Origin of the sequence: Rubrivivax albus (assembly GCF_004016515.1) — a bacterium.
Lineage (GTDB): Bacteria > Pseudomonadota > Gammaproteobacteria > Burkholderiales > Burkholderiaceae_C > Rubrivivax > Rubrivivax albus.
In genome coordinates this window covers 181,278-205,779 of record NZ_SACT01000003.1, presented here as the reverse complement: position 1 = coordinate 205,779, position 24,502 = coordinate 181,278, and the positions used below count along the sequence as shown (strand labels likewise).

Annotated in this window: 27 protein-coding genes; 17 read left to right on the top strand and 10 right to left on the bottom strand. The window is 71.9% G+C overall.

Annotated elements, in window-relative coordinates:
* Positions 1 to 3: 3 nt before the first annotated feature.
* Genes ENE75_RS11615 through ENE75_RS11600 form a run of 4 tightly spaced genes read right to left on the bottom strand, consistent with a single transcriptional unit; the run spans position 4 to position 3,748 of the window.
* Positions 4 to 1,839, bottom strand: a complete 1,836-nt coding sequence (locus ENE75_RS11615) for an ATP-binding protein (RefSeq protein WP_233259034.1) — start codon at positions 1,837 to 1,839, stop codon at positions 4 to 6.
* Entirely contained in the window at positions 1,836 to 2,576 is a 741-nt protein-coding gene (locus tag ENE75_RS11610) for a response regulator (RefSeq protein ID WP_128198467.1), read from the bottom strand. The genes ENE75_RS11615 and ENE75_RS11610 overlap by 4 nt, the downstream gene beginning before the upstream one ends.
* A gap of 57 nt (positions 2,577 to 2,633) precedes the next feature.
* The gene (locus tag ENE75_RS11605; RefSeq protein ID WP_128198466.1) at positions 2,634 to 3,107 is read right to left on the bottom strand and encodes a MaoC family dehydratase; all 474 of its coding nucleotides are present in this window, start codon (positions 3,105 to 3,107) and stop codon (positions 2,634 to 2,636) included.
* Between the two features lie 26 nt (positions 3,108 to 3,133).
* Positions 3,134 to 3,748 (bottom strand): nucleotide-binding protein, encoded by a 615-nt coding sequence (locus ENE75_RS11600; RefSeq protein ID WP_128198465.1) that lies wholly within the window; start codon positions 3,746 to 3,748, stop codon positions 3,134 to 3,136.
* Positions 3,749 to 3,831: 83 nt separating this feature from the next.
* Between ENE75_RS11600 and kefF the strand changes: the two genes are divergently transcribed.
* Positions 3,832 to 4,404 carry a glutathione-regulated potassium-efflux system oxidoreductase KefF gene (gene kefF / locus ENE75_RS11595; RefSeq protein ID WP_128198464.1) on the top strand — a complete coding sequence of 191 codons (573 nt, stop codon included), beginning with the start codon at positions 3,832 to 3,834 and terminating at the stop codon, positions 4,402 to 4,404.
* Entirely contained in the window at positions 4,401 to 6,317 is a 1,917-nt protein-coding gene (gene kefC / locus ENE75_RS11590; protein WP_375138489.1) for a glutathione-regulated potassium-efflux system protein KefC, read from the top strand. The genes kefF and kefC overlap by 4 nt, the downstream gene beginning before the upstream one ends.
* On the opposite strand, the gene ENE75_RS11585 is transcribed toward kefC, so the two are convergent.
* The gene (locus ENE75_RS11585; protein ID WP_128198462.1) at positions 6,231 to 7,316 is read right to left on the bottom strand and encodes a magnesium transporter CorA family protein; all 1,086 of its coding nucleotides are present in this window, start codon (positions 7,314 to 7,316) and stop codon (positions 6,231 to 6,233) included. The genes kefC and ENE75_RS11585 overlap by 87 nt on opposite strands.
* Before the next feature lie 16 nt (positions 7,317 to 7,332).
* The gene (gene hemB, locus ENE75_RS11580; protein WP_128198461.1) at positions 7,333 to 8,340 is read right to left on the bottom strand and encodes a porphobilinogen synthase; all 1,008 of its coding nucleotides are present in this window, start codon (positions 8,338 to 8,340) and stop codon (positions 7,333 to 7,335) included.
* A gap of 271 nt (positions 8,341 to 8,611) precedes the next feature.
* On the opposite strand from hemB, the gene ENE75_RS11575 reads away from it, so the two are divergent.
* The 7 genes from ENE75_RS11575 to ENE75_RS11545 all read left to right on the top strand — a co-directional run bounded on the left by ENE75_RS11575 (position 8,612) and on the right by ENE75_RS11545 (position 13,528).
* The gene (locus ENE75_RS11575; protein ID WP_128198460.1) at positions 8,612 to 9,034 is read left to right on the top strand and encodes a CopD family protein; all 423 of its coding nucleotides are present in this window, start codon (positions 8,612 to 8,614) and stop codon (positions 9,032 to 9,034) included.
* Complete coding sequence (locus ENE75_RS11570; RefSeq protein WP_128198459.1) at positions 9,034 to 10,164, top strand: VanZ family protein; 1,131 nt, start codon at positions 9,034 to 9,036, stop codon at positions 10,162 to 10,164. Before ENE75_RS11575 ends, ENE75_RS11570 begins: the two co-directional genes overlap by 1 nt.
* Positions 10,161 to 10,487: a (2Fe-2S) ferredoxin domain-containing protein gene (locus tag ENE75_RS11565; protein WP_128198458.1), complete on the top strand. Its 327-nt coding sequence runs from the start codon at positions 10,161 to 10,163 to the stop codon at positions 10,485 to 10,487. The genes ENE75_RS11570 and ENE75_RS11565 overlap by 4 nt, the downstream gene beginning before the upstream one ends.
* A complete protein-coding gene (locus tag ENE75_RS11560) occupies positions 10,484 to 11,119 on the top strand; it encodes an alpha/beta hydrolase (RefSeq protein ID WP_128198457.1) in 636 nt (211 codons plus the stop codon). The genes ENE75_RS11565 and ENE75_RS11560 overlap by 4 nt, the downstream gene beginning before the upstream one ends.
* Complete coding sequence (locus ENE75_RS11555) at positions 11,119 to 12,276, top strand: D-alanyl-D-alanine carboxypeptidase family protein (protein WP_128198456.1); 1,158 nt, start codon at positions 11,119 to 11,121, stop codon at positions 12,274 to 12,276. The genes ENE75_RS11560 and ENE75_RS11555 overlap by 1 nt, the downstream gene beginning before the upstream one ends.
* A gap of 25 nt (positions 12,277 to 12,301) precedes the next feature.
* Positions 12,302 to 13,189 (top strand): D-amino acid aminotransferase, encoded by an 888-nt coding sequence (locus ENE75_RS11550; RefSeq protein WP_128198455.1) that lies wholly within the window; start codon positions 12,302 to 12,304, stop codon positions 13,187 to 13,189.
* A 63-nt stretch (positions 13,190 to 13,252) separates the two neighbouring features.
* Positions 13,253 to 13,528, top strand: coding sequence for a DUF493 family protein (locus ENE75_RS11545; RefSeq protein WP_128198454.1), 276 nt, complete (start codon positions 13,253 to 13,255; stop codon positions 13,526 to 13,528).
* Here ENE75_RS11545 and ENE75_RS11540 read toward each other — a convergent pair.
* On the bottom strand, positions 13,512 to 14,162 hold the full coding sequence (locus ENE75_RS11540; RefSeq protein ID WP_128198453.1) for a tetratricopeptide repeat protein: 651 nt from the start codon (positions 14,160 to 14,162) through the stop codon (positions 13,512 to 13,514). The genes ENE75_RS11545 and ENE75_RS11540 overlap by 17 nt on opposite strands.
* Positions 14,163 to 14,243: 81 nt before the next feature.
* On the opposite strand from ENE75_RS11540, the gene lipB reads away from it, so the two are divergent.
* From lipB to ENE75_RS11525, 3 genes are all read left to right on the top strand, one after another.
* On the top strand, positions 14,244 to 14,918 hold the full coding sequence (lipB, locus tag ENE75_RS11535; RefSeq protein ID WP_128198452.1) for a lipoyl(octanoyl) transferase LipB: 675 nt from the start codon (positions 14,244 to 14,246) through the stop codon (positions 14,916 to 14,918).
* Positions 14,919 to 14,928: 10 nt separating this feature from the next.
* Positions 14,929 to 15,909, top strand: a complete 981-nt coding sequence (gene lipA / locus ENE75_RS11530; protein ID WP_128198451.1) for a lipoyl synthase — start codon at positions 14,929 to 14,931, stop codon at positions 15,907 to 15,909.
* Positions 15,910 to 15,989: 80 nt separating this feature from the next.
* Positions 15,990 to 16,661 carry a DUF4197 domain-containing protein gene (locus ENE75_RS11525; protein WP_128198450.1) on the top strand — a complete coding sequence of 224 codons (672 nt, stop codon included), beginning with the start codon at positions 15,990 to 15,992 and terminating at the stop codon, positions 16,659 to 16,661.
* Positions 16,662 to 16,693: 32 nt separating this feature from the next.
* Here the strand turns inward: ENE75_RS11525 and ENE75_RS11520 are convergent, their stop codons facing one another.
* Positions 16,694 to 17,911 carry a hypothetical protein gene (locus ENE75_RS11520; protein WP_128198449.1) on the bottom strand — a complete coding sequence of 406 codons (1,218 nt, stop codon included), beginning with the start codon at positions 17,909 to 17,911 and terminating at the stop codon, positions 16,694 to 16,696.
* Between the two features lie 173 nt (positions 17,912 to 18,084).
* Positions 18,085 to 19,347 (bottom strand): CaiB/BaiF CoA transferase family protein, encoded by a 1,263-nt coding sequence (locus tag ENE75_RS11515; RefSeq protein ID WP_128198448.1) that lies wholly within the window; start codon positions 19,345 to 19,347, stop codon positions 18,085 to 18,087.
* A 19-nt stretch (positions 19,348 to 19,366) separates the two neighbouring features.
* Between ENE75_RS11515 and ENE75_RS11510 the strand changes: the two genes are divergently transcribed.
* Genes ENE75_RS11510 through ENE75_RS11495 form a run of 4 tightly spaced genes read left to right on the top strand, consistent with a single transcriptional unit; the run spans position 19,367 to position 21,824 of the window.
* On the top strand, positions 19,367 to 19,903 hold the full coding sequence (locus ENE75_RS11510; RefSeq protein WP_128198447.1) for a hypothetical protein: 537 nt from the start codon (positions 19,367 to 19,369) through the stop codon (positions 19,901 to 19,903).
* A gap of 7 nt (positions 19,904 to 19,910) precedes the next feature.
* A complete protein-coding gene (locus ENE75_RS11505; protein WP_233259033.1) occupies positions 19,911 to 21,119 on the top strand; it encodes an MFS transporter in 1,209 nt (402 codons plus the stop codon).
* An 11-nt stretch (positions 21,120 to 21,130) separates the two neighbouring features.
* Positions 21,131 to 21,586, top strand: coding sequence for a PTS sugar transporter subunit IIA (locus ENE75_RS11500; RefSeq protein WP_128198445.1), 456 nt, complete (start codon positions 21,131 to 21,133; stop codon positions 21,584 to 21,586).
* Positions 21,555 to 21,824 (top strand): HPr family phosphocarrier protein, encoded by a 270-nt coding sequence (locus ENE75_RS11495; protein WP_128198444.1) that lies wholly within the window; start codon positions 21,555 to 21,557, stop codon positions 21,822 to 21,824. Before ENE75_RS11500 ends, ENE75_RS11495 begins: the two co-directional genes overlap by 32 nt.
* A 23-nt stretch (positions 21,825 to 21,847) precedes the next feature.
* Here the strand turns inward: ENE75_RS11495 and ENE75_RS11490 are convergent, their stop codons facing one another.
* Complete coding sequence (locus tag ENE75_RS11490; protein WP_128198443.1) at positions 21,848 to 22,621, bottom strand: GNAT family N-acetyltransferase; 774 nt, start codon at positions 22,619 to 22,621, stop codon at positions 21,848 to 21,850.
* Positions 22,622 to 22,721: 100 nt separating this feature from the next.
* On the opposite strand from ENE75_RS11490, the gene ptsP reads away from it, so the two are divergent.
* Positions 22,722 to 24,494 carry a phosphoenolpyruvate--protein phosphotransferase gene (gene ptsP, locus ENE75_RS11485; RefSeq protein ID WP_128198442.1) on the top strand — a complete coding sequence of 591 codons (1,773 nt, stop codon included), beginning with the start codon at positions 22,722 to 22,724 and terminating at the stop codon, positions 24,492 to 24,494.
* Positions 24,495 to 24,502 lie beyond the last annotated feature (8 nt).

The window sequence follows — 24,502 nt, the reverse complement described above, 5'->3', positions numbered from 1 at the left end:
CACCTAGCGCACGCCGAGCTTGAAGGCGATCATGGCGCGAAGTTTGTTCGGCAGCACAGGCTTGATCAGCAGGTGGAAGTCGTGCGTCACCGCCTCGTCCTCGTGCCCGCCCAGACTGCTGCCGGTGATCACGATCGCCGGCAGCCGCCGCTGTGGCCAGTGTGCACGCACGGCGGCCAGGGCGTCCAGGCCGGTGGCGCCGTGAGGCAGACGGTAATCCACCAGCAGCAGGTCCGGTGGCGCGCCGGCGCCGTCGGGCGCGCCCAGCCAGTCTTGCACGGCCTCGACTGTCTCGAAGGCCGAGACGGTGGCTCCCCAGGCCTGCAGCAGCACCACCAGGCCTTCGCGCACCGTGGCCTCGTCTTCGACGACCACCAGGTGCCGCCCTTCCAGCGTGAGCCCGATGGGCGTCCGGGCACCGCCGGCGGCCGCCTCCAGCGGGCGCGGGGCCTTGCCCGGTGGCAGGTCGAGCGTGAACACCGTGCCATGGCCCATGCGCGAGCGAACGCCGATGGCCGTGCCCATCAGGTCGGCCAGGCGCTTGACGATGGCCAGGCCCAGGCCCAGCCCCTTGCGCTGGTGCGCCTGCAGCGGGCGGTTGCCCTGGACCTGGAAGAATTCCTCGAACACACGCGAGAGGTGGGCCTCGGGGATGCCGATGCCGCTGTCCCAGACCTGCACGCGCAGTCGGCCCTGCACGCTGCGGCAGCTGACCAGCACGCCGCCGTCGTCGGTGTAGCGGATGGCATTGCTGACCAGGTTGCGCAGGATGCGCTCGAGCAGCACCGGATCGGCCTGCACCACGTGCTGCTCGCCGCGGAAGCTCAGCGCCAGACCCTTCTCGAAAGCCACCGGCTCGAAGTGCAGGCGCAGGCGCGCGAACAGCTCCTTCAGGCGCACCGGGGCCGGGTTGACCTCGACGCCGCCGGTGTCGATGCGCGTGATGTCCAGCAACTCGCCGAACAGCCCCTCCAGCGCGTCCACGCTCTCGTTGATGCTGTTGACCAGCGAGGCCACCTCGGGATCGCGGATGCGCTGGCGCAGCGCCTCGGCGAACAGGCCCATGGCGTGCAGCGGCTGCCGCAGGTCGTGGCTGGCGGCGGCGAAGAACTGGGTCTTGGCCCGGCTGGCGGCCTCGGCGGCACGGCGCGCGGCGTCGGCTTCGGCCTTCTCGATGCGCAGCTGCAGCGCCAGCGCGTCGGTGCGCGACTTCAGCCGGATGGCCTGGCCCAGGGCGCTGCCCGCGGTGCGCGCCATCAGCACCGTGATGCCGAACAGCAACGTCAGGATGCCCGCCAGCTGCCAGTGCCCGGGCTGGCTGGTGTCGGTGGCCACGCGCAGGATGGTGGGCACCAGCACCAGCGAGATGAAGGCCAGGAACACGCGCCACTGCGTGGACAGCAGCTGCACCGAACCCAGGCAGTAGCTGTAGACGATGAGCAGCAGCGCCAGCCGGTCGTAGGGGGTGCCCAGGCCCCAGAAGAGCCAGGCGGCCACGCCCCACATCGCGCCCTGCAGCAGCACCAGGGCCTTCCAGCTCACGCGCCAGCGGCGCATCGTGGTGTCGTCGGCGCGCGGGTTGCGGCGGTAGCGGATGTAGTGCAGCAGGCGCAGCACCAGCAGCACGCCCACCAGCGTGGCCCAGACCGCCAGCCGCACCGGGTCGGCACTGCCGGCGAACAGCAGCAGAACCAGACCCAGACCGACGGCGTTGCCGGTCAGTGTGGCCGGTGTCTGCGTGAACAGCGCGCGGACGTGGTCGAGCTGGTGGTGCTCCTCGCCGTCCACCGCGTCGGCCGGCCCGCCGGCGGCCGTGGCGGCACCGTCGGGCGCGCTCACCGGCCGCCGGGGCGCACGCCGGGAATGCCCGCGCCCTGCGTCATCTGGCTGACGGCCAACACCGCCTGCGTGCGCGTGCTCACGTTCAGCGCGCGCAGCACAGCGGCCACGTGGTCCTTGACGGTCTCCACCGAGACGTTGAGCTGGCGGGCGATGAGCTTGTTCGGCAGGCCCTGCAGCAGCAGCGCCAGCACCTCGGTCTGGCGCGGCGTGAGGCCGATGGAGTCCAGTGAGACCGACTTCGCCTGGTGCGGCTCGGGCTTGGCATGCTCGGCCAGCATGCGCATGACCTGCGGCACGGTGTCTGGCTCGTGCGGCTGGGCCTGTGCTTGTGCCGTGGTCAGGCCCAGCATGTGCGGCGGCACGAACAGGCCGCCGTTCATCACCGCGTGCAGCGCCTTGATGAGGTTGTCGTTGGAGCTCGTCTTCGGTACGAAGCCCATGGCGCCGAGGTCCAGTGCGCGGATCACGTCGCTGGCGCGCTCCGAGGCCGAGACCACGACCACCGGCACCGCCGGCCAGGTGGCGCGCAGTTCGGCCAGCACCTCGAAACCGTCGACCTCGCCCAGGGCCAGGTCCAGCAGCACCAGGTCCACGCCGTCGTCGTCGCGCAGCGTCTGGCGGGCGGCCTCGGCCGTCTCGACGCCGATGACGGTGACGTCGTCACCGAACCCCTGGATGACCTGCTGCAGCGCCGCCAGGATCAGCGGGTGGTCGTCGACGAGCAGTACCTTCATGCGCAGCCTCCCCCGGTGGTGAACCGCCGATGCTAGACCGGGCTCGCGGCGGCCCGGCTACCCCTTTTGGGGGGCAGGTGCCGTGAAGCGCCGCGTCACCGATATGGCCACGCAGGCCGGCTTGGCCTGGCCTTCGATCTCGATGGTGACCTCCACCGTCAGCTGCGCGCCGCCCTCAAGCGGCTGGTAGGCCTGGAGCACGAAGTGGCCGCGCAGCCGGCTGCCGGCACGCACCGGGGACGGGAAGCGCACGCGGTCCAGTCCGTAGTTGACGCCCATGACCACGTCGTCGAAAGCGAAGGCATGCTCGCCGAACCAGGGTAGCAGCGACAGTGTCAGGAAGCCGTGCGCCACGGTGCCGCCGAAGGGGCTGGCGGCGGCGGCCACCGGGTCGACGTGGATGAACTGGTGGTCGCCGGTGGCGTCGGCGAACGCGTCGATGCGCGCCTGGTCGACGGTGAGCCAGTCGCTGGTGCCGATGGGCTGGCCGACCAGGGCCTGCAGGTCGCTCAGGTGCGGGTAACGGGTCATGGGATCGGGGTTCTCCGGGGGCGGGTTCAGTTCAGCCAGGCCTGCAGCGGCTGCCACTGGGTCAGGTCGCGCTCGACGCGGCTGGGGGCCACGTCCCACAGCGTCAGGCCGCGGGCGGCCAGCTGCACGTAGTTCTGCGTGTCGCGCAGCGCCGCCACCACCGGCAGCGGCACCGTGGTCAGGTAGTGCTGCAGCTGCTCGAAGGCGCGCGTGTGGTCGCGCACGCGCATGGCTACCAGGCCCATCGTGATCTCCGGGGCGCGCCGATGCGTCTGCAGCTGCTGCACGAAGGCATGCGTGGCCTGGATGTCGAACAGGCTGGGCTGCAGCGGGATCAGCACACGGTCGGCGATCTTCAGCACCGCCTCCAGCCGCTTGCCGTGCAGGCCGGCGGGGGTGTCCAGCACCACGTGGGTCGTGCCCTTGGGCGGGCGCACGACCGCGTCGTGGGCCACGTCCCAGCCCTGGATGGCCGGCAGCGTGGCCGGGCGCAGCGCCAGCCACTGGCGCGCCGACTGCTGGCGGTCGACGTCGCCGAGCATCACCGCGTGGCCCCGGTGGGCCAGGCTGCCGGCGACGTTGGTGGCCAGTGTGCTCTTGCCGACGCCGCCCTTGGGGTTGGCGATCACGATGACGGGCATGGCTCCTCCGGTGTGGGATCTCGGGGACGGCCCGTACGACCCGTACAGGCCGACGGCGCTGCGGTTATGGTAGCGGCACCACCATGGCCCGCACCGCCGCGCGCACCGTCGCAAGCACCGTCGTCATTGCCGCCCACCCGCAGATGGCGCAGTCGCGCGTCACCGCCCGCCTGATGCGGCGGGCGGCGCGGGCCGGTGCGCACGTCGACGTGCGCGACCTGTACGCGCTCTACCCCGACTACTGGATCGACCGTGCGGCCGAACAGGCTGCGCTGGCCGATGCCGAGCTGATCGTCTGGCTGCACCCGGTGCAGTGGTACGGGATGCCGCCGCTGCTCAAGCTGTGGCTGGACGAGGTGTTTGCCTACGGCTGGGCCTACGGCCCGGGCGGCGAAGCACTCCGCGGCAAGGCCCTGTGGCTGGTGGTGTCCACCGGCGGCACGGCCGACAACTACGGCGCCACCGGCATCCATGGCCGGCCGTTTGCCGACTTCCTGCCGCCGTACGAGCGCTCCGCCGCCCTGACCGGCCTGCGTTGGTGCGACCCGCTGGTGCTGCACGGCGCGCACCGGGCCGACGAGGCGGCGCTGCAGGCCTTCGAGGACCGGTTTGCTGTCGGGCTGGACCGTCTGTCCGGCGACCCGCGGGGCGACTGACCGTGGACACCAGCACCTGGCTGCAGACCAGCCTGATCTACCTGGGCGCCGCGGTGCTGGCGGTGCCGCTGGCCAAGGCGCTGGGGCTGGGGTCCATCATCGGCTACCTGGCCGCCGGCATCGCCATCGGGCCCTGGGGCCTGGGCCTGGTGACCGACCCGCAGGCCATCCTTCAGTTCGCCGAGTTCGGCGTCGTGCTGATGCTGTTCCTGGTCGGGCTGGAGCTGGAGCCGAAACGGCTGTGGGCGCTGCGCGGGCCGATCTTCGGCTGGGGCAGCGTGCAGCTGATCGGCTCGACCGCCGTGATGGCTGCCGTGGGCCTGGCGTTCGGGCTGGACTGGCGGCTGGCGGCGGTGGGCGCCTTCGCGCTGGCGATGAGCTCCACCGCCATCGGCCTGGGCGTGCTGGCCGAACGCAACCTGGCGGGGTCGATGGCCGGGCGCAGCGTGCTGTCGGTGTCGCTGTTCCAGGACGTGGCGTCGATCCCGGTGCTGGCCCTGCTGCCGCTGCTGGCCGTGGGTGCAGCGGCCGGCACATCGGCAGACGGCGGTGCCGGCTGGGGCGACGGCGTGCGCGCGCTGGCGGTGGTGCTGGCCATCGTGCTCGGCGGCCGTCTGCTGCTGCGCCCGGCGCTGCGCTGGATCGCGCGCAGCCGCACGCCGGAGATCTTCACCGCGGCGTCGCTGCTGCTGGTGGTGGGCACCGCCTGGGGCATGCAGGCGGCCGGGCTGTCGATGGCGCTGGGAGCCTTCCTGGCCGGCGTGCTGCTGGCCGAAAGCGAGTACCGGCGTGCGCTGGAGACCGACCTCGAACCCTTCAAGGGCCTGCTGCTGGGCCTGTTCTTCATCGCCGTGGGCATGGGCATCGACTTCGGCGTGGTGCTCGACCGGCCGGGCCTGGTGGCCGCGCTGGTGGCCGGCTTCGTGGCGTTGAAGGCGGTGGTGGTGCTGGCGATGGCGCGCTGGATGCCGGTGCCGCCGGGCGAGCGCCCGGTGTTCACGCTGTTGCTGGCCCAGGGCGGCGAGTTCGGCTTCGTGGTGCTGCAGGCGGCGACGCAGGGTGGCGTGATCGGCGCCACGCCGGCGGCGCTGGTGGTGGCGGCGATCGCGCTGTCGATGCTGGCCACGCCGCTGCTGCTGGCCGCCGCCGACCGCTGGTGGGCGCCTCGCGTGGCCACGCGCCGTACCGACCTGCCGCCCACCGTGGAGACGCCGCAGCAGGCGCCGGTGATCATCGCCGGTTTCGGCCGCTACGGGCAGATCGTCGGCCGGCTGCTGGCGGCCAACGGGCTGGCGGCCACCGTGCTGGACCACGACCCGGAGCAGGTGGAGACGGTGCGCCGCTTCGGCTGGCTGGCGTTCTATGGCGACGCCGCGCGGCTGGACCTGCTGCGCATGGCCGGCGCCGCCGAGGCGCGGGTGTTCGTGCTCGCGATCGACGATGTCGAGCAGAGCGTGGCCGTGGCCACCCTGGTGCGCGAGCACTTCCCGCAGCTGCAGGTGGTGGCCCGCGCGCGCAACGTGGCGCACTGGCGACGGCTGGACGCGCTGGGCGTGACGCTGGTGGAGCGCGAGACCTTCGAGTCGGCGCTGGCCAGCGCGCGCAGCGTGCTCGAGTTGATGGGCTGGGAGCGCCACGCGGCACGCCAGTCGGCGATGCGCTTCCGCGACCACAACGTCGAACTGATGCGCCGCATGGCGCCGCACTTCGGCGACGAGGCGCGGCTGATCGCCATCGCCAAGGAGGGCCGGCGTCAGCTGGAGGACATGTGGGCGCAGGAACGTGTGGATGACGCGGGCCGCGTTCGAGACGCGCGGGCGGCCTGGTCAGTCCGACCCGAGATAGCGCTTGCGCCAGAACAGCGCAACCAGCCCGACCCCGACCGCGATCATCACGACCAGCGCGAACCATAGACCGTCGGCCGAGTGGATCAGCGGCAGGTCGTCGAAGTTCATGCCGAAGAAGCCGGTGATCAGGTTCAGCGGCAGGAAGATGGCGGTGAGCACGGTCAGCGTGCGCATGATGTCGTTGGTGCGGTGGCCGAGCGCCGAGAAGTGCATCTGCACCGCCGTCTCGGCCGATTCACCCAGCCGGCGCACGTGCGACAGCACGCGGGCCACGTGCTCGAGCACGTCGCGCGAGCGCACGCGCAGGATCTCGCGCTCGCGCTGCAGCTGCGGGTCGGCCTCGTCGGGCCATTCGTCCAGCGCGTCGATCCACTCCTGCATCGCGCTGCGCTGGTCCTCGCAGGTGTCCTCCAGCAGCGCCAGCGCGTTGCGCGACTCCAGCAGCACGTTCCAGTCGCGGAAGCGGCTCTTGGGGTCCAGCAGCTCCTGCTGCAGCGTGCCCAGCGCGCGCGTGAGCAGGCGCCGCAGGTCGAGGTAGCTGTCGACCATGTGGTTGACCATGCGCAGCATCAGGTCCGGCGGGCTGGCTGGCAGCCGTGTACCGGCGCGGCCTTCGCTGCCCGCCATGGCCACCAGCCGCTGCGCGAAATGGTCGCGCACGGCACAGTCGGTGGGGTGCACGGTGACGAGCACGCGGTCGAAGACGGCAAAACCCACCGGGCTGGTGTCCACGGCCGCAAGCGCCTGGCGTGCGGCGGCCAGCGTGCCGCGTTCGACATCGAAGGCCCGCTGGCCGGCACCGGCGGCCAGGCGGCGGAACACCAGCAGGTCGTACCAGCTGGTGTAGTCGAAGTGGCTGGGCAACTGCGTGTTCAGCAGGTCCGATGCATGCAGGTCCAGCAGCTGGCCACCGGTCCAGCGCTGCAGTGCCGCCTGCACGTCGCCGAGGCCGACCTCGAACTCGCGGCGGGCGCTGCCGATCCAGACGAAGCCATGGGCAGGCAGCGCCTCCGGCATCGCCGGCAGCTCGACGAAGCGGTCGGCAGCGACGTGGAAGATGCGCATCGGCCCCGGGTGCGCGTCAACGCCGGCGCAGCTGCTCGGCCGCGTCGAGCGCGAAGTAGGTCAGCACGCCGTCGGCGCCCGCCCGGCGGAAGGCCAGCAGCGACTCCATCATCACCGCGTCGTGGTCCAGCCAGCCGTTGGCGGCGGCAGCCTTGAGCATCGCGTACTCGCCGCTGACCTGGTAGGCGAAGGTCGGCACGCGGAACTCGTCCTTCACGCGACGCACGATGTCCAGGTACGGCATGCCGGGCTTGACCATCACCATGTCGGCACCTTCGGCGATGTCCAGCGCCACCTCGCGCAGCGCCTCGTCGCTGTTGCCGGGGTCCATCTGGTAGACCTTCTTGTCGGCCTTGCCCAGGTTGCCGGCGCTGCCCACCGCGTCGCGGAAGGGGCCGTAGAAGGCGCTGGCGTACTTGGCGCTGTAGGCCATGATGCGGGTGTGGATGCGGCCGGCGCCTTCCAGCGCGTCACGGATGGCGCCGATGCGGCCGTCCATCATGTCGCTGGGCGCGACGATGTCCACCCCGGCCTCGGCCTGCACCAGCGCCTGCTGGGTCAGCACTTCCACCGTCTCGTCGTTGAGGATGTAGCCGGTGTCGTCCAGCAGGCCGTCCTGACCGTGGCTGGTGAACGGATCCAGCGCCACGTCGGTCAGCAGGCCCAGCTGCGGGAAGCGCGCCTTCAGCGCCCGCACGGCCGTGGGCACCAGGCCCTCGGGGTTGGTGGCCTCGCGGCCGTCGGGCGTCTTCAGTGCCGGGTCGATGACCGGGAACAGTGCCATCACCGGCACGCCGAGTTCGCAGCAGCGCTCGGCCACGCCGAACAGACCGTCCACGCTGCGCCGCTTCACGCCGGGCATGCTGGCCACGTCCTGCTCCCGGCCTTCGCCATCGAGCAGGAACACCGGCAGGATCAGGTCCTCGGGCGCCAGGCGGTGCTCACGCACCAGGGCGCGCGTGAACGCATCGCGGCGCAGCCGGCGCGGGCGCGCGGCGGGGAAGGGCGGGGGGGTGAGGCTCACGGCGCGCTCCTGCAGCGGGGTGCAACGGTGGCGCGGCGGGCATGCAAATCCGCTGGCGGGCCCCGGACGCGCTCTGGTAAAGTGCTCGGTGGATGATAGCCGCAAGGCTGTCGTCCCCTGCTTTTCCTCCCTGAGCAGGTGCCTTACCGTATGACAGCGATAAGGCTTGCGGGCCCCGGCTTTCAGCCGGGGCTTTTTTTCGTTCCGGCGATGCGTGCTCCGGCGTTGTCGGGGGCCAGGGCGCCCGGCAGGCGCGACCCATAATGAGCCCATGCTCTACCTCTGGGTCAAGGCCTTTCACATCGTCTTCGTCGCCAGTTGGTTCGCCGGCCTGTTCTACCTGCCGCGGATCTTCGTCAACCTGGCCATGGTGCCTCCGGACAGCCACGCCGAGCGCGAACGGCTGCTGCTGATGGGGCGCAAGCTCTACCGATTCGCCAGCCTGCTGATGGTGCCGGCGGTGGCGCTGGGCCTGTGGCTGTGGCTGGGCTTCGGCATCGGCGGCGGCTGGATGCACGCCAAGCTGCTGGGGGTGGTGGGCGTGCTCGGCTACCACCACATGTGCCGCCGCCTGCTGCGTCAGTTCGAGCACCTGGAGAACCGGCGCAGCCACCGCTGGTACCGCGTGTTCAACGAGGTCTCGGTGCTGCTGTTCATCGCCATAGTGGTGCTCGTCGTGGTCAAGCCCTTCTGATGGCCGCGGGCGCCACGCTGCGCCTGCCCGCCGCCCTGGCCGCCGCGGTGCTGACGGCGCTGATCGCCTACGCCAGCCTGTTCCCGTTCGACGGGTGGGCCTGGCCGGCCGGCCGCAGCCTGGCGGACCTGCTGGCGCTGCCGTGGCCGCGCGCGCGCATCTCGTTCGACCTCTGGTCCAACTACCTCGGCTACCTGCCGCTGGGGCTGCTGGTCGTGCTGGCACTCTGGCGACCAGGTCGCAGCCTGGTGGCGGCGGTGCTGGCGTCGACGGCGTTGGGCGCTGGGCTCTCGTTCGCGCTCGAACTGGCGCAGCAGTTCCTGCCGTCGCGCCATCCGTCGCTGCTGGACTGGGTGCTCAACAGCGGGGGCGCCGCCACCGGTGCGCTGCTGGCGGTGCCGCTGGCGCGCAGCCGCTGGGCAGCGCGCGGCGTGGGCAGCATGGCGCAGTGGTTCGATGCCGGGTCGGCCGGCGCCCTGTTGCTGCTGCTGCTGTGGCCGCTGGCGCTGCTGTTCCCGTCCGCGGTTCCGTTGGGGCTGGGCCAGGTCGGGCCGCGCCTGCTGCCGCTGCTGGCCGATGCGCTCGCCGGCGTGCCCTGGGCCGTCGACTGGCATGCCGCGCTGCTCGCCGCGGCCACGCCGGCCGTGGCGCCCACGCTGCCGATGCAGGCCACGATCACGGCCCTGGGCCTGCTGGCGCCATGCCTGCTGGCCTATGCCGTGGTACCGCCCGGCTGGCGCCGCGTCGGCCTCGCGCTCGGCGCCAGCGCGATGGCGGTGGCCGTGCTCGCCTTGTCCACGGCGCTGAACTTCGGGCCGCAGCACGGGTTGGCCTGGGTGACGCCGGCCGCGCTGCCGGGCGGCCTCGCCGGCCTGCTGCTGGCCCTGCTGCTGGCGCCGGTGCCGCGGCGGCTGGTCGCGGGGCTGGGCCTGGTGGCGGTGACCGCCGGCGTGCTGCTGGTGGCGCAGCTGCCGGCCGACCCGTATTTCGCGCAGAACCTGCAGCGCTGGGAGCAGGGGCGTTTCATCCGCTTCCATGGCCTGTCGCAGTGGATCGGCTGGGGCTGGCCGTTCGCTGCCGGTCTTTGGCTGCTGGCGCGGCTGGGGGCGGCTCCTACAATTCGCCGATGAGCTACTACCAGCGCCACATCTTCTTCTGCCTGAACCAGCGCGACGGCGGTGAGGCCGCCTGCGAGCAGCATGGGGCGACGGCAGCCTTCGACCACTGCAAGCGGCGGGTGAAGGCGCTGGGCCTGGCGGGTCCGGGTCAGGTGCGGGTGAACAAGGCCGGCTGCCTTGACCGCTGTGCCGGCGGGCCGGTGGCGGTGGTCTACCCCGAGGGCACCTGGTACACCTACGTGGACAACAGCGACCTCGACGAGATCATCGACTCGCACCTGAAGGACGGCCAGGTCGTCGAGCGGCTGGTGCTGCCGCCGGACGTGGGCCGGTGAACGCCCAGACCGAACGTCTGCAGATCCCCGGTCCGGCCGGCCTGCTGCAGGCGGCCATCGACAGCCCGGCCAACGCGCCGGTGGGCGTGGCCGTGCTGTGCCACCCGCACCCGCTGCACGGCGGCACCATGGACAACAAGGTGGTGCAGACGCTGGCGCGCGCCTTTCTGGCGCTGGGCTACCGCACGGTTCGCTTCAACTTCCGCGGCACGGCCGGGTCCGAAGGGGCCTGGGACGAGGGCCGCGGCGAGGTCGACGACGTGCTGGCCGTGGTGGCCGCGAAGCGCGACCCTGCACTGCCCTTGGCCCTCGGTGGCTTTTCGTTCGGCGCCGCGATGGCCGCGCACGCCGCCGCCCGGCTGACCGGCGACATGACGCCGGAACGCCTGGCACTCATCGGCCCGGCGGTGGTGAACTTTGCCCCGCCGCCGGTGTCGCAGGACACGCTCGTCATCCACGGCGAGGCCGACGACGTGGTGCCGCTGGCCGCCGTGCTCGACTGGGCGCGGCCGCAGGTGCTGCCAGTGACCGTCGTGCCGGGTGTCGGGCACTTCTTCCATGGCCAGCTCGGCCTGCTCAAGCAACTGATCACCGGTGCCTGGCACCGGCTTCCCCCTTCTTCCGGATCCTGATGAAACTGTTCCTGTCCGCCGTGCTGGCCGTCGCCAGCCTTGCCCTGCCGCTGCGCGCGGCCGCCGAACTGCCGCAACCGCCCGAGGTCGCGGCCCGGCAGTACATCCTGGTCGACGTGACCAGCGGCCAGACCCTGGCCGAGCGCGACGCCGACGCGCAGGCCGAGCCGGCGTCGCTGACCAAGCTGATGACCGCCTACCTGGTGTTCCAGGCCATCAAGGACAAGCGGCTGACGCTGGAGCAGGAACTGCCGGTGTCCGAGCGCGCCTGGAGCGAGCGCAAGAACGGCGGCTCGATGATGTTCGTCGACCCGCGCATGACACCCAAGGTGGACGAGCTGCTGCGCGGCATGATCGTGCAGAGCGGCAACGACGCCTCGGTGGTGCTGGCCGAGGCCGTGGGCGGCAGCGTCGAAGGCTTCGCGCAGATGATGAACCGTCAGGCCCAGGCCTGGGGGCTGAAGAACACCCAGTTCAAGAACCCCACCGGCCTGACCGAGCCCGGGCACTACAGCAGCGCCCGCGACATGGCCGTGATCGCCAGCCGCATCGTCACCGACCACCCGGACTTCTACCGCTACTACGCGATCCGCGAGTACACCTTCAACAAGATCCGCCAGGACAACCGCAACATGCTGCTCGGCCGCGACCCGGCGGTGGACGGCATGAAGACCGGCTACACCGAGGCCGCCGGCTACTGCCTGGTGGCCAGTGCGCGGCGCGAGTTGCCCGGTGGCGAGCGGCGCCTGCTGTCGGTAGTGCTGGGCACGGCGTCTCGCGAGGCGCGCGCCAACGAGAGCCAGAAGCTGCTGAACTGGGGTTGGGCGGCCTGGGACTCCGTGCGCCTGTTCCCGGCTGGCCAGCCCCTGGCCACGGTGCCGGTGTGGAAGGGCAGTGCCGACACCGTGGGCCTGGGCGCGCCCGGGCCGCTGGTGGTGACGGTGCCGCGCGGCGAAGGTGCCGGCCTGAAGACGATGATCGACCGCACCGACCCGCTGGTGGCGCCGCTGACCCAGGGCCAGGAGGTGGGCCAGATCCGCATCGTCACCGCCGCTGGCGACGAGATCCGGCGCGTGCCGCTGCAGGTGATGATGCCGGTGCCGCTGGCCGGTCTGCTGGGCCGCGCCTGGGATGCCCTGCGGCTGTGGATCCAGTAGTAAGCTGCCCGCAAAGGACGCCGCCATGCATGCCCTGCCCGACACGCTCTGCCACCTGAACGGCGAGTTCCTGCCGCTGAACGAAGCGAAGATCAGCGTGCTCGACCGCGGCTTCATCTTCGGCGACGGCGTCTACGACGTGGCACCGGTCTACGGCCGGCGCCTGTTCCGCTTCGACGAGCACATGGCGCGCCTGGAGCGCGGGCTGCAGAAGATCCGCATCGCCAACCCGCACGGGCGCGAGGACTGGCTGGCGCTGTGCCGCCGCCTGGTGGCGGCCCTGCACGAGAAGACCGGGGCCGAGGACCAGCTGGTCTACGTGCAGGTCACGCGCGGCGTGGCGCTGCGCGACCACGTCATGCCGCAGGGCATCGCGCCGACGGTCTTCATGATGGCCAGCCCGATGAAGCCGCCCACCGCCGAGATGCGCCACCACGGCGTGGCCTGCGTCACGGCACGCGACTTCCGCTGGGAGCGCGGCGACATCAAGAGCACCTCGCTGCTGGGCAACGTGCTGGCGCGGCAGATCTCGGCCGACCAGGGCGTGATGGAGACCATCATGTTCCGCGACGGCTGGCTCACCGAGGCCGCGTCCAGCAACGTGTGGATCGTGCACGAAGGGGCGCTGCTCGGCCCGCCGAAGAGCGAGCACGTGCTCGAGGGCATCCGCGTCGAGCTGCTGCGCGAGCTGTGCGAGGACGTGGGCATCGCCTACAACCTGCGCCCCATCTCGGAAGCCGACGTGCGCGCCGCCGACGAGGTGCTGCTGAGCTCGGCCACCAAGGAGATCCTGCCGGTGACCGAGATCGACGGCGAGCCGGTGGGGCATGGCGCGCTGCGTGGCAAGCCCGGGCCGGTGTATGCGCGGCTGCACGAGGCCTACCAGCGGGCGAAGGTCGACCAGAGCATCTGACCCCGGGGCTTGCGAAATCCGGCGGCATGCCCATCTGAAGCTGCTGCAGCGTCCAAGAGCACCATGAAGCCCATCCCGCCCGAAGAAAGCCTGATCGCGTACCCCTGCGCCTTCCCCATCAAGGTGATGGGCGCGCATGTCGAGGGTTTCGTCGAGGCGATCGTCGACGTGGCGGTGCGCTTCGACCCCGGTTTCGATGCCGCCACGGTGGAACGCCGCCCCAGCAAGGCCGGCAACTATCTGGGGCTGACGATCACCGTCACCGCCACCAGCCGCGAGCAGCTCGACGAGCTCTATCGCACGCTGAGCACGCACCCGATGGTCAAGGTGGTGCTGTAGCCCCGTATTCGCGGCGTTCCAGTTCCTTCAGCTTGCCCGGCGCCGCTTCGTCGCCGTTGTCGGCGGCCACACCGTACCAGTAGCGCGCCAGCCGCAGGTCCTGCGGCACGCCGTCGCCGGTTTCGTACATGGACGCGATCAGGTACTGCGCGCCCACGTCGCCGCCCTTGGCCGCCTCGCGGTACCAGTGCGCCGCCTGCGCCTTGTCCAGCGGGGCACCTCGGCCCAGGTAGAAAGCCGTGCCGGTCTCCACCATGGCGTCCACGCTGCCGCCTTCTGCCGCCAGGCGGTACCAGTGCATCGCGGTGGGCAGGTCACGGCGGCCCAGCCGGCCTTGCTCGTGCAGCTGGCCCAGGGCCAGCATGGCGGTGACGAAGCCACCGGCGGCGGCACGGCGGAAGTGCGCCTCGGCGTCTTCCGGGCGCCCCTGGTCGAGCGCCATCACACCCAGGTTGTGCTCGGCGGCCGGGAGACCACGGCGGGCCAGTGCCTCCAGTTGCCGGCGTGCCGATTCGACGTCGCCGCGCTCGTAGGCACCGATGGCCAGTTCGATGGGCGACAGCGGCGGGCGCGGCGCCGCCGTGGCCAGAGACGCCACGGCGAACAGGGACAGAAGGAGTTGGCGCAGGGGCATCGGGGACGGCGTCAGGAGTTGACGATACGCCGGCTGGGTCGCGCCATGCACGGCCTTCTGACGAAGCCCTACACTGCCCCGATGAAGGTGCAGACCCTGGGCCGCCGCCCCTACGACGGCATCGAGGCGGCCATGCGCGACTTCACGGCCACCCGCGGCCCGGACACCGAGGACGTGCTCTGGCTCGTCGAGCACGACCCGGTCTTCACCCAGGGCCTGGCCGGCCGGCCGGAACACGTCCTCGGCGCCGCCGGCATCCCGGTGGTGGCCACGAATCGGGGCGGCCAGGTCACCTACCATGGCCCCGGGCAGGTGGTGGCCTACCCGCTGGTGGACCTGCAGCGCCTGGGCATCTACGTCAAGGAATACGTCTACCGGCTGGAACAGGCGGTGATCCAGGTGCTCGATGGTCTGGGCGTCACCGGCCACCGCGTGGTGGGGGCGCCGGGCATCTACGTGCGGCTGGACGATCCGGCCTCGCATGCCCCGCTCGCCCCGCCCGGCCCGGGCGGCAACCCCTTCGCCGGCCTGGGCAAGATCGCCGCGCTGGGCATCAAGGTCAGCCGCCACTGCGCCTACCACGGGCTGGCCCTGAACGTGGCCATGGACCTGGAACCCTTCCGCCGCATCGACCCCTGTGGCTACGCCGGCCTGGCCACCGTGGACCTGCGCCACTGCGGCGTCGACGTGAGTTGGGACGAGGTGGCCACACGGTTGTCGGCCCGCCTGCAAGCCCTGCTTCAGCCCCGTCCTTAGAATCCAGCCCATGGAAAACCCTGTGCCGCCGCCCGCCTACGACCCCACCGCGAAGCAGAAGGCGCAGGCCAAGACCGCGCGCATCCCGATCAAGGTGGTGCCGGCGGAGGTGCTGAAGAAGCCCGAGTGGATCCGCGTGAAGGCCGGCGTGCCCGGCTCGCGGTTCACCGAGATCAAGCAGATCCTGCGCGAGCACAAGCTGCACACCGTGTGCGAGGAAGCCTCCTGCCCCAACATCGGCGAGTGCTTCGGCAAGGGCACGGCCACGTTCATGATCATGGGTGACAAGTGCACCCGGCGCTGCCCGTTCTGCGACGTCGGCCACGGCCGGCCCGACCCGCTGGACGTGAACGAGCCGGAGAACCTGGCCAAGACCATCGCCGCGCTGAAGCTGGCCTACGTGGTCATCACCAGCGTCGACCGCGATGATCTGCGCGACGGCGGTGCGGCGCACTTCGTCGCCTGCATCGAACGCACGCGCGCACTGAGCCCGAAGACGCAGATCGAGATCCTGGTGCCCGACTTCCGGGGCCGCGACGACCGCGCGCTGGGCATCCTGAAGGCCGCGCCGCCGGACGTGATGAACCACAACCTGGAGACCGTGCCGCGCCTGTACAAGGAGGCGCGCCCGGGCTCGGACTACGCCTTCAGCCTGAACCTGCTGAAGAAGTTCAAGGCCGAGGTGCCGGGCGTGCCCACCAAGAGCGGGCTGATGGTGGGCCTGGGCGAGACCGACGACGAGATCCTGCAGACCATGCGCGACATGCGCGCGCACGACATCGACATGCTCACGCTGGGCCAGTACCTGGCGCCGAGCGGCCACCACCTGCCGGTGCGGCGCTACGTGCACCCGGACACCTTCGCGATGTTCGAGCGCGAGGCCTACGCGATGGGCTTCACGCACGCCGCCGTGGGCGCCCTGGTGCGCAGCAGCTACCACGCCGACCAGCAGGCCCACGCCGCCGGCGTGGTGCCGGCTGCGACGGCCTGAGGTCCACCGCGGCAGGTGCGCCGGCGTTGAGCCTGGACGATGGGGCATCATCGGGCCCCACCTGCTGTCCGGAGGCCGCCATGCACCGTCGAACCCTGATCGCCCTGCCGTCGCTCGCCCTGCTGACCAGCCCGGCCTGGGCCCTGTCGCTGACCGAGACCGACGCTGCCGGTGGCGTGCGCGAGGCGCTGCGCCGCGGGGCCGAGGCGGCGGTGGCCAACCTGGGCCGCACCGACGGCTTCCTGGGCAACAAGGCCGTGCGCATCCCGCTGCCCGGGGCGCTGAACGACGCGGCCAAGCTGATGCGCACCTTCGGCCAGGGCAAACGCGTGGACGAACTGGTCACCGCGATGAACCGTGCCGCCGAGGCCGCCGTGCCCCAGGCGCGCACGCTGCTGGTGGACACGGTGAAGTCGATCTCGGTCGAGGACGCGCTGAAGATCGTCAAGGGTGGCGATACGTCGGTCACCGACTTCTTCCAGCGCAAGACGCGCACGCCGCTGAACGCGCAGTTCCTTCCCATCGTCACCGAGGCGACCGAGAAGGTGTCGCTGGCCGACAAGTACAACCGCGTGGCGGCCAAGGCCCAGGGCATCGGCCTGGTCAAGGACGAGGACGCCAACATCCAGCAGTACGTGACCCGCAAGGCGCTGGACGGCCTGTACTGGATGATCGGCGAGGAGGAGAAGAAGATCCGCCGCGACCCGGTGGGCACCGGCAGCGCGCTGCTGAAGAAGGTGTTCGGGCTGTAGCCCGCCCGCGGGCCGCTGTTGACCTGCGGCCGTCAGCGGTTCAGCGCATAGCCCAGCGCCGCCGCCAGGTCGCGCACGGCGGTGTCACGCGAGACGCGCACGATCTCGAAGCGGCCGCTGCTGCTCAGTTCCACGCCGCGGAAGGCCTCTGCCACGTGCACCAGCACCGGCCCGCGGCCACCGGCGTGCACCTCGGCCAGCACCCGGTCAACCTCGCTGCCGCGCTCGTCCACCAGCAGCAGGTCCGGCGGCGCCTGCAGCGCGCATTCGCGCAGGTCGGCCAGGGTGGCCACGAAGTCCACCATCAACCCGGTCGGCACCGTGGCCTCGTGAACCACGTGCCGAACGTCCGGGCGCTGCGCATACACCAGCAGCCGCAGGCCTGCCAGCGGCTGCGCGTGCAGGCGCGCGGCGCCGTTGTCCACGTCCGCCAGCGCCTCCACCAGGCGCGGCCAGCGCCGCGGCGCTTCCGGGAAGGCCAGCCGCAGCCGCACCTGGGATGCGGTGTCCTCGCGCGTCAGCGCCACTCCCATGGCACGGGCGGCCTGCTCCACCAGGCGCCAGGCCACCGTGTCCAGGTGCGACGGGTCGTCGCCCCGCTCCAGCCGCTCCACCTCGTAGGCCAGTTCGGCCTCGAGCGCCAGGCGGTCGGGCGGGCACCAGGTGAAGCGGCATTCCAGCACCGCATGCACCGGCCAGGGGTTCAGGCCGGTGTGCAGGCTCACGGTCTGTGAGCGGCAGTGCTCGATGGCCCAGTCCAGCAGGCTGAGCAGCAGCGCGAAGAGCAGCGACGGGTCGGCCGACACCGTGGCCGGCTGCAGCACCTGGCGCAGCTCGATCCCGCGCGCGGCCACCGCGTCCAGGCGTTGGCTGAGCGCCTCGCGCAGCAGCTGTGGCAGCTCCAGCGTCTCCGGGGCCTGGCGCACGTGGCCCGCGGCCAGGCGGCTGACCTGTTGGCCGAGCATGGCCACGTCGCGCGCGCGGTGGATCTCGTCCTGCAGTGCCTCCAGGCTGTGGCGGCCGATGCGCCCGGTGCGCGCCAGCTGCTCCACGCGCTCCAAGGCCGACGACAGCGCCGCCGCCACCTCGGCGCCCACCTGGCCGGCCAGCAAGCGAGGTTCGGCGGCCGGCACCGTGACCGACGTGCCGGTTCCGGCCGAAGTCGGCCCCGCCTCGCCGGTCATCGCGGCGATCTCGGCACGTGGGGGGACGGCGGCGCGTCGTGCAGCACCGCCGTTCGGGGACTTCATCTCGATTTCGCTCCTTGGCGCCCGTCCCTGCCAGTGCACTGCCGGCGGCGGGCCCGTGGTCCCGAGTGTGGCGCGGTCGCCGCGGACTGGGGCCCCCTGGGACGCGGGGTCAATTGCTCACGATTGTCACAGATAGATGCAGGTGAGGGAGTGCTCGCTCGGGCTCCAGGGCTTCAAACCACACCGGCGGCGCGCAAGGCTGCCTGCGCGGCAGCGTCCAGCCCCAGTTCGCCCAGCACCTCTGCCGTGTGCTGGCCCAGCAGCGGCGGTGCATGGCGCGGCTGCACCGGCGTGGCCGACAGCTTGATCGGGCTGGACACCAGGTTCACCGCGCCGGCCAACGGGTGCGGCAATGTGGTGACCATGGCCCGCTCGCCCACCTGCGGGTCGGCGAAGACCTCGCCGAGGTGGTTGATGGGCCCGCAGGGCACCTTGGCCGCCTCCAGCGCCGCCAGCCACTCGGCCTTAGGCCGGGTGCGCATCACCTCGGCCAGCATCGGCACCAGCACCGCCCGGTGGCGCACGCGGTCGGCGTTCTTCGCGAAACGCGGGTCGGTGGCCCATTCGGGATGACCGGCGACGGCACAGTACTTGGCGAACTGGCCATCGTTGCCCACCGCCAGGATCATGTGGCCGTCGGCCACCTCGAAGACCTGGTAGGGCACGATGTTCTGGTGGGCGTTGCCGGCCCGCTTCGGCGGCTGCCCGGTGACGAGGTAGTTGGCGCCCAGGTTGGCCAGCATCGCCACCTGGGTGTCGAGCAGGGCCATGTCGATGGCCTGGCCCTGACCGGTCACGTCCCGGTGGCGCAGCGCGGCCAGGATGGCCACGGTGGCGTACATGCCGGTGAACAGGTCGGCGACCGCCACGCCCACCTTCTGTGGGCCGCCGCCGGGCAGGTCGTCGCGTTCGCCGGTGATGCTCATCAGGCCACCGATGCCCTGGATGGCGTAGTCGTAGCCGGCGCGATCACGGTAGGGGCCGGTCTGCCCGAAGCCGGTGATCGAGCAGTACACCAGCCGCGGGTTGAGCGCCAGCATGGTGGCCGAGTCCAGGCCGTAGCGCGCCATGTCGCCGACCTTGAAGTTCTCCACCAGCACGTCGGCCTGGAGCGCCAGGCGCCGCACCAGGTCCTGGCCCTCGGGGCGGGCCAGGTCGATGGTGATCGAGCGCTTGTTGCGGTTGGCGCCCAGGTAGTAGGCGGCCTCGGCCGTGTCCTGGCCGGCTTCGTCCTTCAGGAACGGCGGACCCCAGCCGCGGGTGTCGTCACCTGTGCCCGGGCGTTCGACCTTGATCACGTCGGCGCCCAGGTCGGCCAGGGTCTGCGTGCACCAGGGGCCGGCGAGCACGCGTGAGAGGTCCAGCACGCGCACGCCGGCCAGGGCCATGGCCGGCGCAGCGCCCGGCATGCCGGCGGGGGAAGTGGGTTCCGTCATGCCCCGGATAATGCACCGGATGCGTGCACCTTCCCGCCGTTCCGGCCGCCGACTCCTCTGGCTTCTGCCGCTGGTGGTGGCCGCCTGCAGCCCGGCCCAGGACTGGCGGCAGCTGCAGCCCGAGGACAGCGGCGTGGCGCTGCAGTTCCCGTGCAAGCCGGTGTCGCATGCGCGGGAGGTGACGCTGGCCGGCATGCCGCTGCGCCTGACGCTGCACGCCTGCACGGCCGGCGACGACGCGACCTACGCGCTGGCGGTGGCCGACGTCGGCGACCCGGCCAAGGTCGGCGCGGCCTTGCAGGCCCTGCTCGACGGTGCCGCCGGCAATGTCGGTGCCGGCACGCCCCGTGTCCTGCCGCTGGCGGTGCGTGGCGCCACGCCAAACCCGGCCACGCAGCGGGTGGCCCTGGACGGCATGCGCAGCGACGGCGCGCCGGTGCAGATGCAGGTGGCGGTGTTCACCAAGGGCACTAGGGTGATGCAGGCCACGGTGCTGGGCCGGCGGATCGATGCCGACGCCGCCGACACCTTCTTCGGCGCCCTGGCCACGCCGTGAGTCTTCCGTGAGCCCGCTGCAGGGCCGCGCCGCGGCGACGCTGTTCCTCGGCTTCGCCGTGGCCTACTTCCTGTCGGCGCTGCTGCGCGCGGTGACCGCCACGCTGGCACCGGCCTTCAGCGCCGACCTCGGCCTGGCCGCCGGCGAACTGGGCCTGCTGGCCGGCGCCTACTTCTTCGGCTTCGCCGCCATGCAACTGCCGCTGGGCAGCGCGATCGACCGCTTCGGCCCGCGCCGCGTGCAGTTCACGCTGATGCTGCTGGCCGTGGCGGGTTGCGTGCTGTTCGCGGTGGCGCGCGGCCTGCCGGCGCTGCTGGCCGCGCGCGTGCTGATCGGCGCCGGCGTCGCGGCCTGCCTGATGGCGCCGCTGACGGCCTTCCGCCACCGCTACAGCCCGGCCGCGCAGCTGCGCGCCAATTCCTGGATGTTGATGACCGGCTCGCTGGGCATGCTGGCCTCGACCTTGCCCGTGCAGTGGCTGCTGCCGCTGCTGGGCTGGCGCGGGCTGTTCTGGGCGGTGGCGGTGGCGCTGGCGGTGTCGATGGCGGTGATGATGCGGCTGGTCCCGCAGGATGCCGCGCCCGTGCCTTCGGCCGCGTCCACTGCAGCGCCTGCCGGCTACCGCGAGATCCTGCGCCACCCGCTGTTCCTGCGCCTGGCGCCGCTGGCGCTCTTCCAGTACGGCGGCCTGATCGCGGTGCAGGCGCTGTGGGCCGGGCCCTGGCTGACCCAGGTGGGCGGCCGCACGCCCGCCGAGGCCGCGGCGGGCCTGTTTGCCATCAACGCCGCCATGCTGCTGACCTTCCTGGCCTGGGGTGCGGTGATGCCGCGACTGGTGGCGCGCGGCGTCAACGCTTTGCAGGTGCTGCGCTGGGGCATGCCGCTGCCGCTGCTGCTGCTGGCCCACAACGTCTGGGCCGGCGCCGACGCCGGGCCCTGGGCCTGGGCCGCGTGGTGCGTCAGCTGCACCTGCATGTCCATCAGCCAGCCGGCGCTGGCCCAGGTCTTCCCGACGGCACAGGCCGGGCGCGCGCTGTCGGCCTACAACCTCGTCATCTTCGGCGGCGTGTTCGCCGTGCAGTGGGGCATCGGCCTGGCCGTCGACGCCCTGCAGGCCGCGGGCTGGGCCGAACCGGCGGCCTTCCGTGCCGCCTTCGGCGGCTTCGGCCTCGGTTGTGCGCTGGCCTATGCCTGGTTCCTGTGGCGCCGCGCATAATGCAGTGCAACATGGCAGCCGTGCTCATCGTCGCCCATGCCCCGCTGGCCAGCGCGCTGAAGGCGGTGGCGGCGCATGTCTACGCCGACTGCGGCCACGCCGTGGAGGCGCTGGACGTGCAGCCCGGCGCGAGCCCCGAGACCGTGCGCGACGAGGCCCGCGCGCTGATGCGCCGCGGCGAGCCCGGGCGCGAGGCCGACTGGCTGGTGCTCACCGACGTATTCGGCGCCACGCCCTGCAATGCCGCGCTGATGCTGTCCGACCCGCTGCACGTGCGCGTGGTCAGCGGCGTCAACGTGCCCATGCTCTGGCGCACGCTGTGCTACGCCGACGAGACGCTGGAGGCGCTGGTCACGCGCGCCGTCGGCGGCGCCACCCAGGGCGTGATGCAGCTGGCGCCGGCGCGCCCGCAGAACCAGGCCACCACCTTCGCCCGTGATCCGCTCCACCATCACCATCAGCAATAGGCTGGGCCTGCACGCCCGCGCGTCGGCCAAGCTCACCAAGCTGGCCGGCGGCTTCCGTTGCGACGTGCACATGACGCGCAACGGCCGCCGCGTGAACGCCAAGAGCATCATGGGCGTGATGATGCTGGCCGCCGGCCTGGGCACCGAGGTCGAGATCGAGACCGACGGCGAGGACGAACAGGCCGCAATGGACGCGCTGCGCGCGCTCATCGACGACAAGTTCGGCGAGGGCGAGTAGCGCGCCCTCAGCGGCTCGCCGGTTCAGCGGCCCAGGAAGTGCCGCCGGTAGCGCGCCGGCAGGTCCGCCAGGCGCAGCATCAGCGGCAGGTCGGCGGTGCCGAAGTCCGGGTCCCAGGCCGGCGCGCCCAGCAGCTGCGCGCCGCAGCGCAGGTAGCCCTTCAGCAGCGCCGGCGCCTCCACCGGGCGGCCGGTGCGCAGCGCGTCCACCGGCAGCGGCACCCGCGGCCGCACCTGGCGTTCGATGGGGGCCATGTGGGTGGCCGCCAGCTGCGCCCACAGGTCGGCCGCCAGGTGGCCGCCGTCGCGCATGCCGACACTGGCGCAGCCGATCATCGTGTGCAGCCCGTTGCGCTGCATGAAGGCGGCCAGCGCACCCCACAGCGCGAGGATGGTGCCGCCCTGGCGCCAGTCCGGGTGCACGCAGGCGCGGCCCACCTCCACCAGGCCGGCGCGCTCGCCACGCAGCCGCGTGAGGTCGAATTCGGTCTCGGCGTAGTACCCGCCCGCGCGCCGCGCGGCATCCGGCGTGAGCACACGGTAGGTGCCCACCACGGCCTCGCCGGCGCAGACCAGCAGGTGTTCGCAGAAAGGGTCGAAGACGTCGGCGTCGTGGCCGGCAGGCGTGTGGCGTGGCGGTGCGATGCGGGCGCCCATCTCCTGCACGAAGACGAGGTGGCGCAGGCGCTGCGCCGCACGCACGTCGGCATCGTCGCGCGCCCAGCGCACATGGACGTCGGCGTCGCCGGCTGCGGGCAGCGCCCGCCCGGGCGCGATCAAGGCATGGTGTTCGAGCATGGGCCGCGATGCTGGCCATCGGTCGTGACCAGTCGGTGAAGCACTGGTGACAGCCGCGTGAAGGCGTGCCACGCCTGGCGGTGCGCGCTACATTCGCGCCATGAGCCTCCAGGTCTTCGGCATGCCGGTCTCGCGGGGCGTGGCCATCGGCCGCGCGGTGCTCGTCGCCTCCAGCCGGGTCGACGTGGCGCACTACTACGTCGCCGCCGACGGCATCGAGGGCGAGATCCAGCGCCTGCGCGCGGCGCGCGACGCCGTCTCGGCCGAGATCGAGACGCTGCAGCGCGAACTGCCGGCCGAAGCGCCGGGCGAGATCTCGGCGTTGCTGGACGTGCACCAGATGCTGCTGCACGACGAGGCGCTCACCGGCGCCACCAAGCACTGGATCGTCGAGCGCCACTACAACGCCGAATGGGCGCTGTCGGCGCAGCTGGAGGTGCTGGCGCGCCAGTTCGACGAGATGGAGGACGACTACCTGCGCGAGCGCAAGGCCGACCTGGAGCAGGTGGTCGAGCGCCTGCTGCGCCACCTGGCGCACGACGGCGCCGGCGCACCGCCGCCCATCGTGGCGCAGGGATCGCGCGACTTCGCCGGCGAGGACCCGCTGGTGCTGGTGGCCAACGACGTGGCGCCGGCCGACATGCTGCACTTCAAGAAGAGCGTGTTCACCGGCTTCGTCACCGACGTCGGCGGGCGCACCTCGCACACGGCCATCGTCGCGCGCAGCCTGGACATCCCGGCGGTGGTCGGCGCCCGCGAGGCCAGCCGGCTGATCCGCCAGGACGACTGGGTCGTGATCGACGGCGACGCCGGCGTCGTCATCGTCAACCCTTCGCCCATCGTGCTCGAGGAGTACCGCTTCCGCCAGCGCCAGAGCGAGCTGGAGCGTGCGCGGCTGGACCGCCTGCGCCACACGCCGGCGGTCACGCTGGACGGCGAGCGCGTGGATCTGCTGGCCAACATCGAGCTGCCCGACGACAGCGCCGCCGCGGTGGCCGCCGGCGCGGTGGGCGTGGGCCTGTTCCGCAGCGAGTTCCTGTTCATGAACCGCGAAGGCAGCCTGCCCGGCGAAGACGAGCAGTACGAGGCCTACCGCGCCGCCATCGAGGCCATGAACGGGCTGCCGGTGACCATCCGCACCATCGACATCGGCGCCGACAAGCCGCTGGACCGCATGAGCGTCAGCGAACTGCGGCATGAGCACCAGCTGAACCCGGCGATGGGCCTGCGCGCCATCCGCTGGAGCCTGGCCGAGCCCAGCATGTTCCGCCAGCAGCTGCGCGCCCTGCTGCGCGCGGCGGTGCACGGCAAGCTGCGCATCCTGTTCCCGATGATCGCCAGCCTGTCCGAGGTGCGTGCCACGGTCGACGCGCTGGCACGCGCCCGCGCGCAGCTCGACGAATCGGGCCGCGCCTACGGCCCGGTAGAGATCGGCGCCATGATCGAGGTGCCGGCCGCCGCCCTGGCCATCGACGCGCTGCTGCCGCACCTGGACTTCGTCTCCATCGGCACCAACGACCTGATCCAGTACACGCTGGCCATCGACCGCGCCGACGAAGCCGTCGCCCACCTCTACGACCCCTGGCACCCGGCGGTTTTGCAGTTGATTCACCGCACCATCGAGCGCGCCCATGCCATCGGCAAGCACGTGGCCGTGTGCGGCGAGATGGCCGGTGACCCGGCCTTCACCGACCTGCTGCTGGCCATGGGCCTGCGCAGCTTCTCGATGCACCCGTCGCGCGTGGCGGCGATCAAGCAGCGCGTGCTGCGCGCCGACACGCGCCGGCTGGCCGCGCAACTCTCGCGCGTGCTGCACGCCGAGCAGCCGGCCGTGGCCGCGGCGGCGGCCTTCGGTGGCTCACCGGCGCACTGACGCGGTCT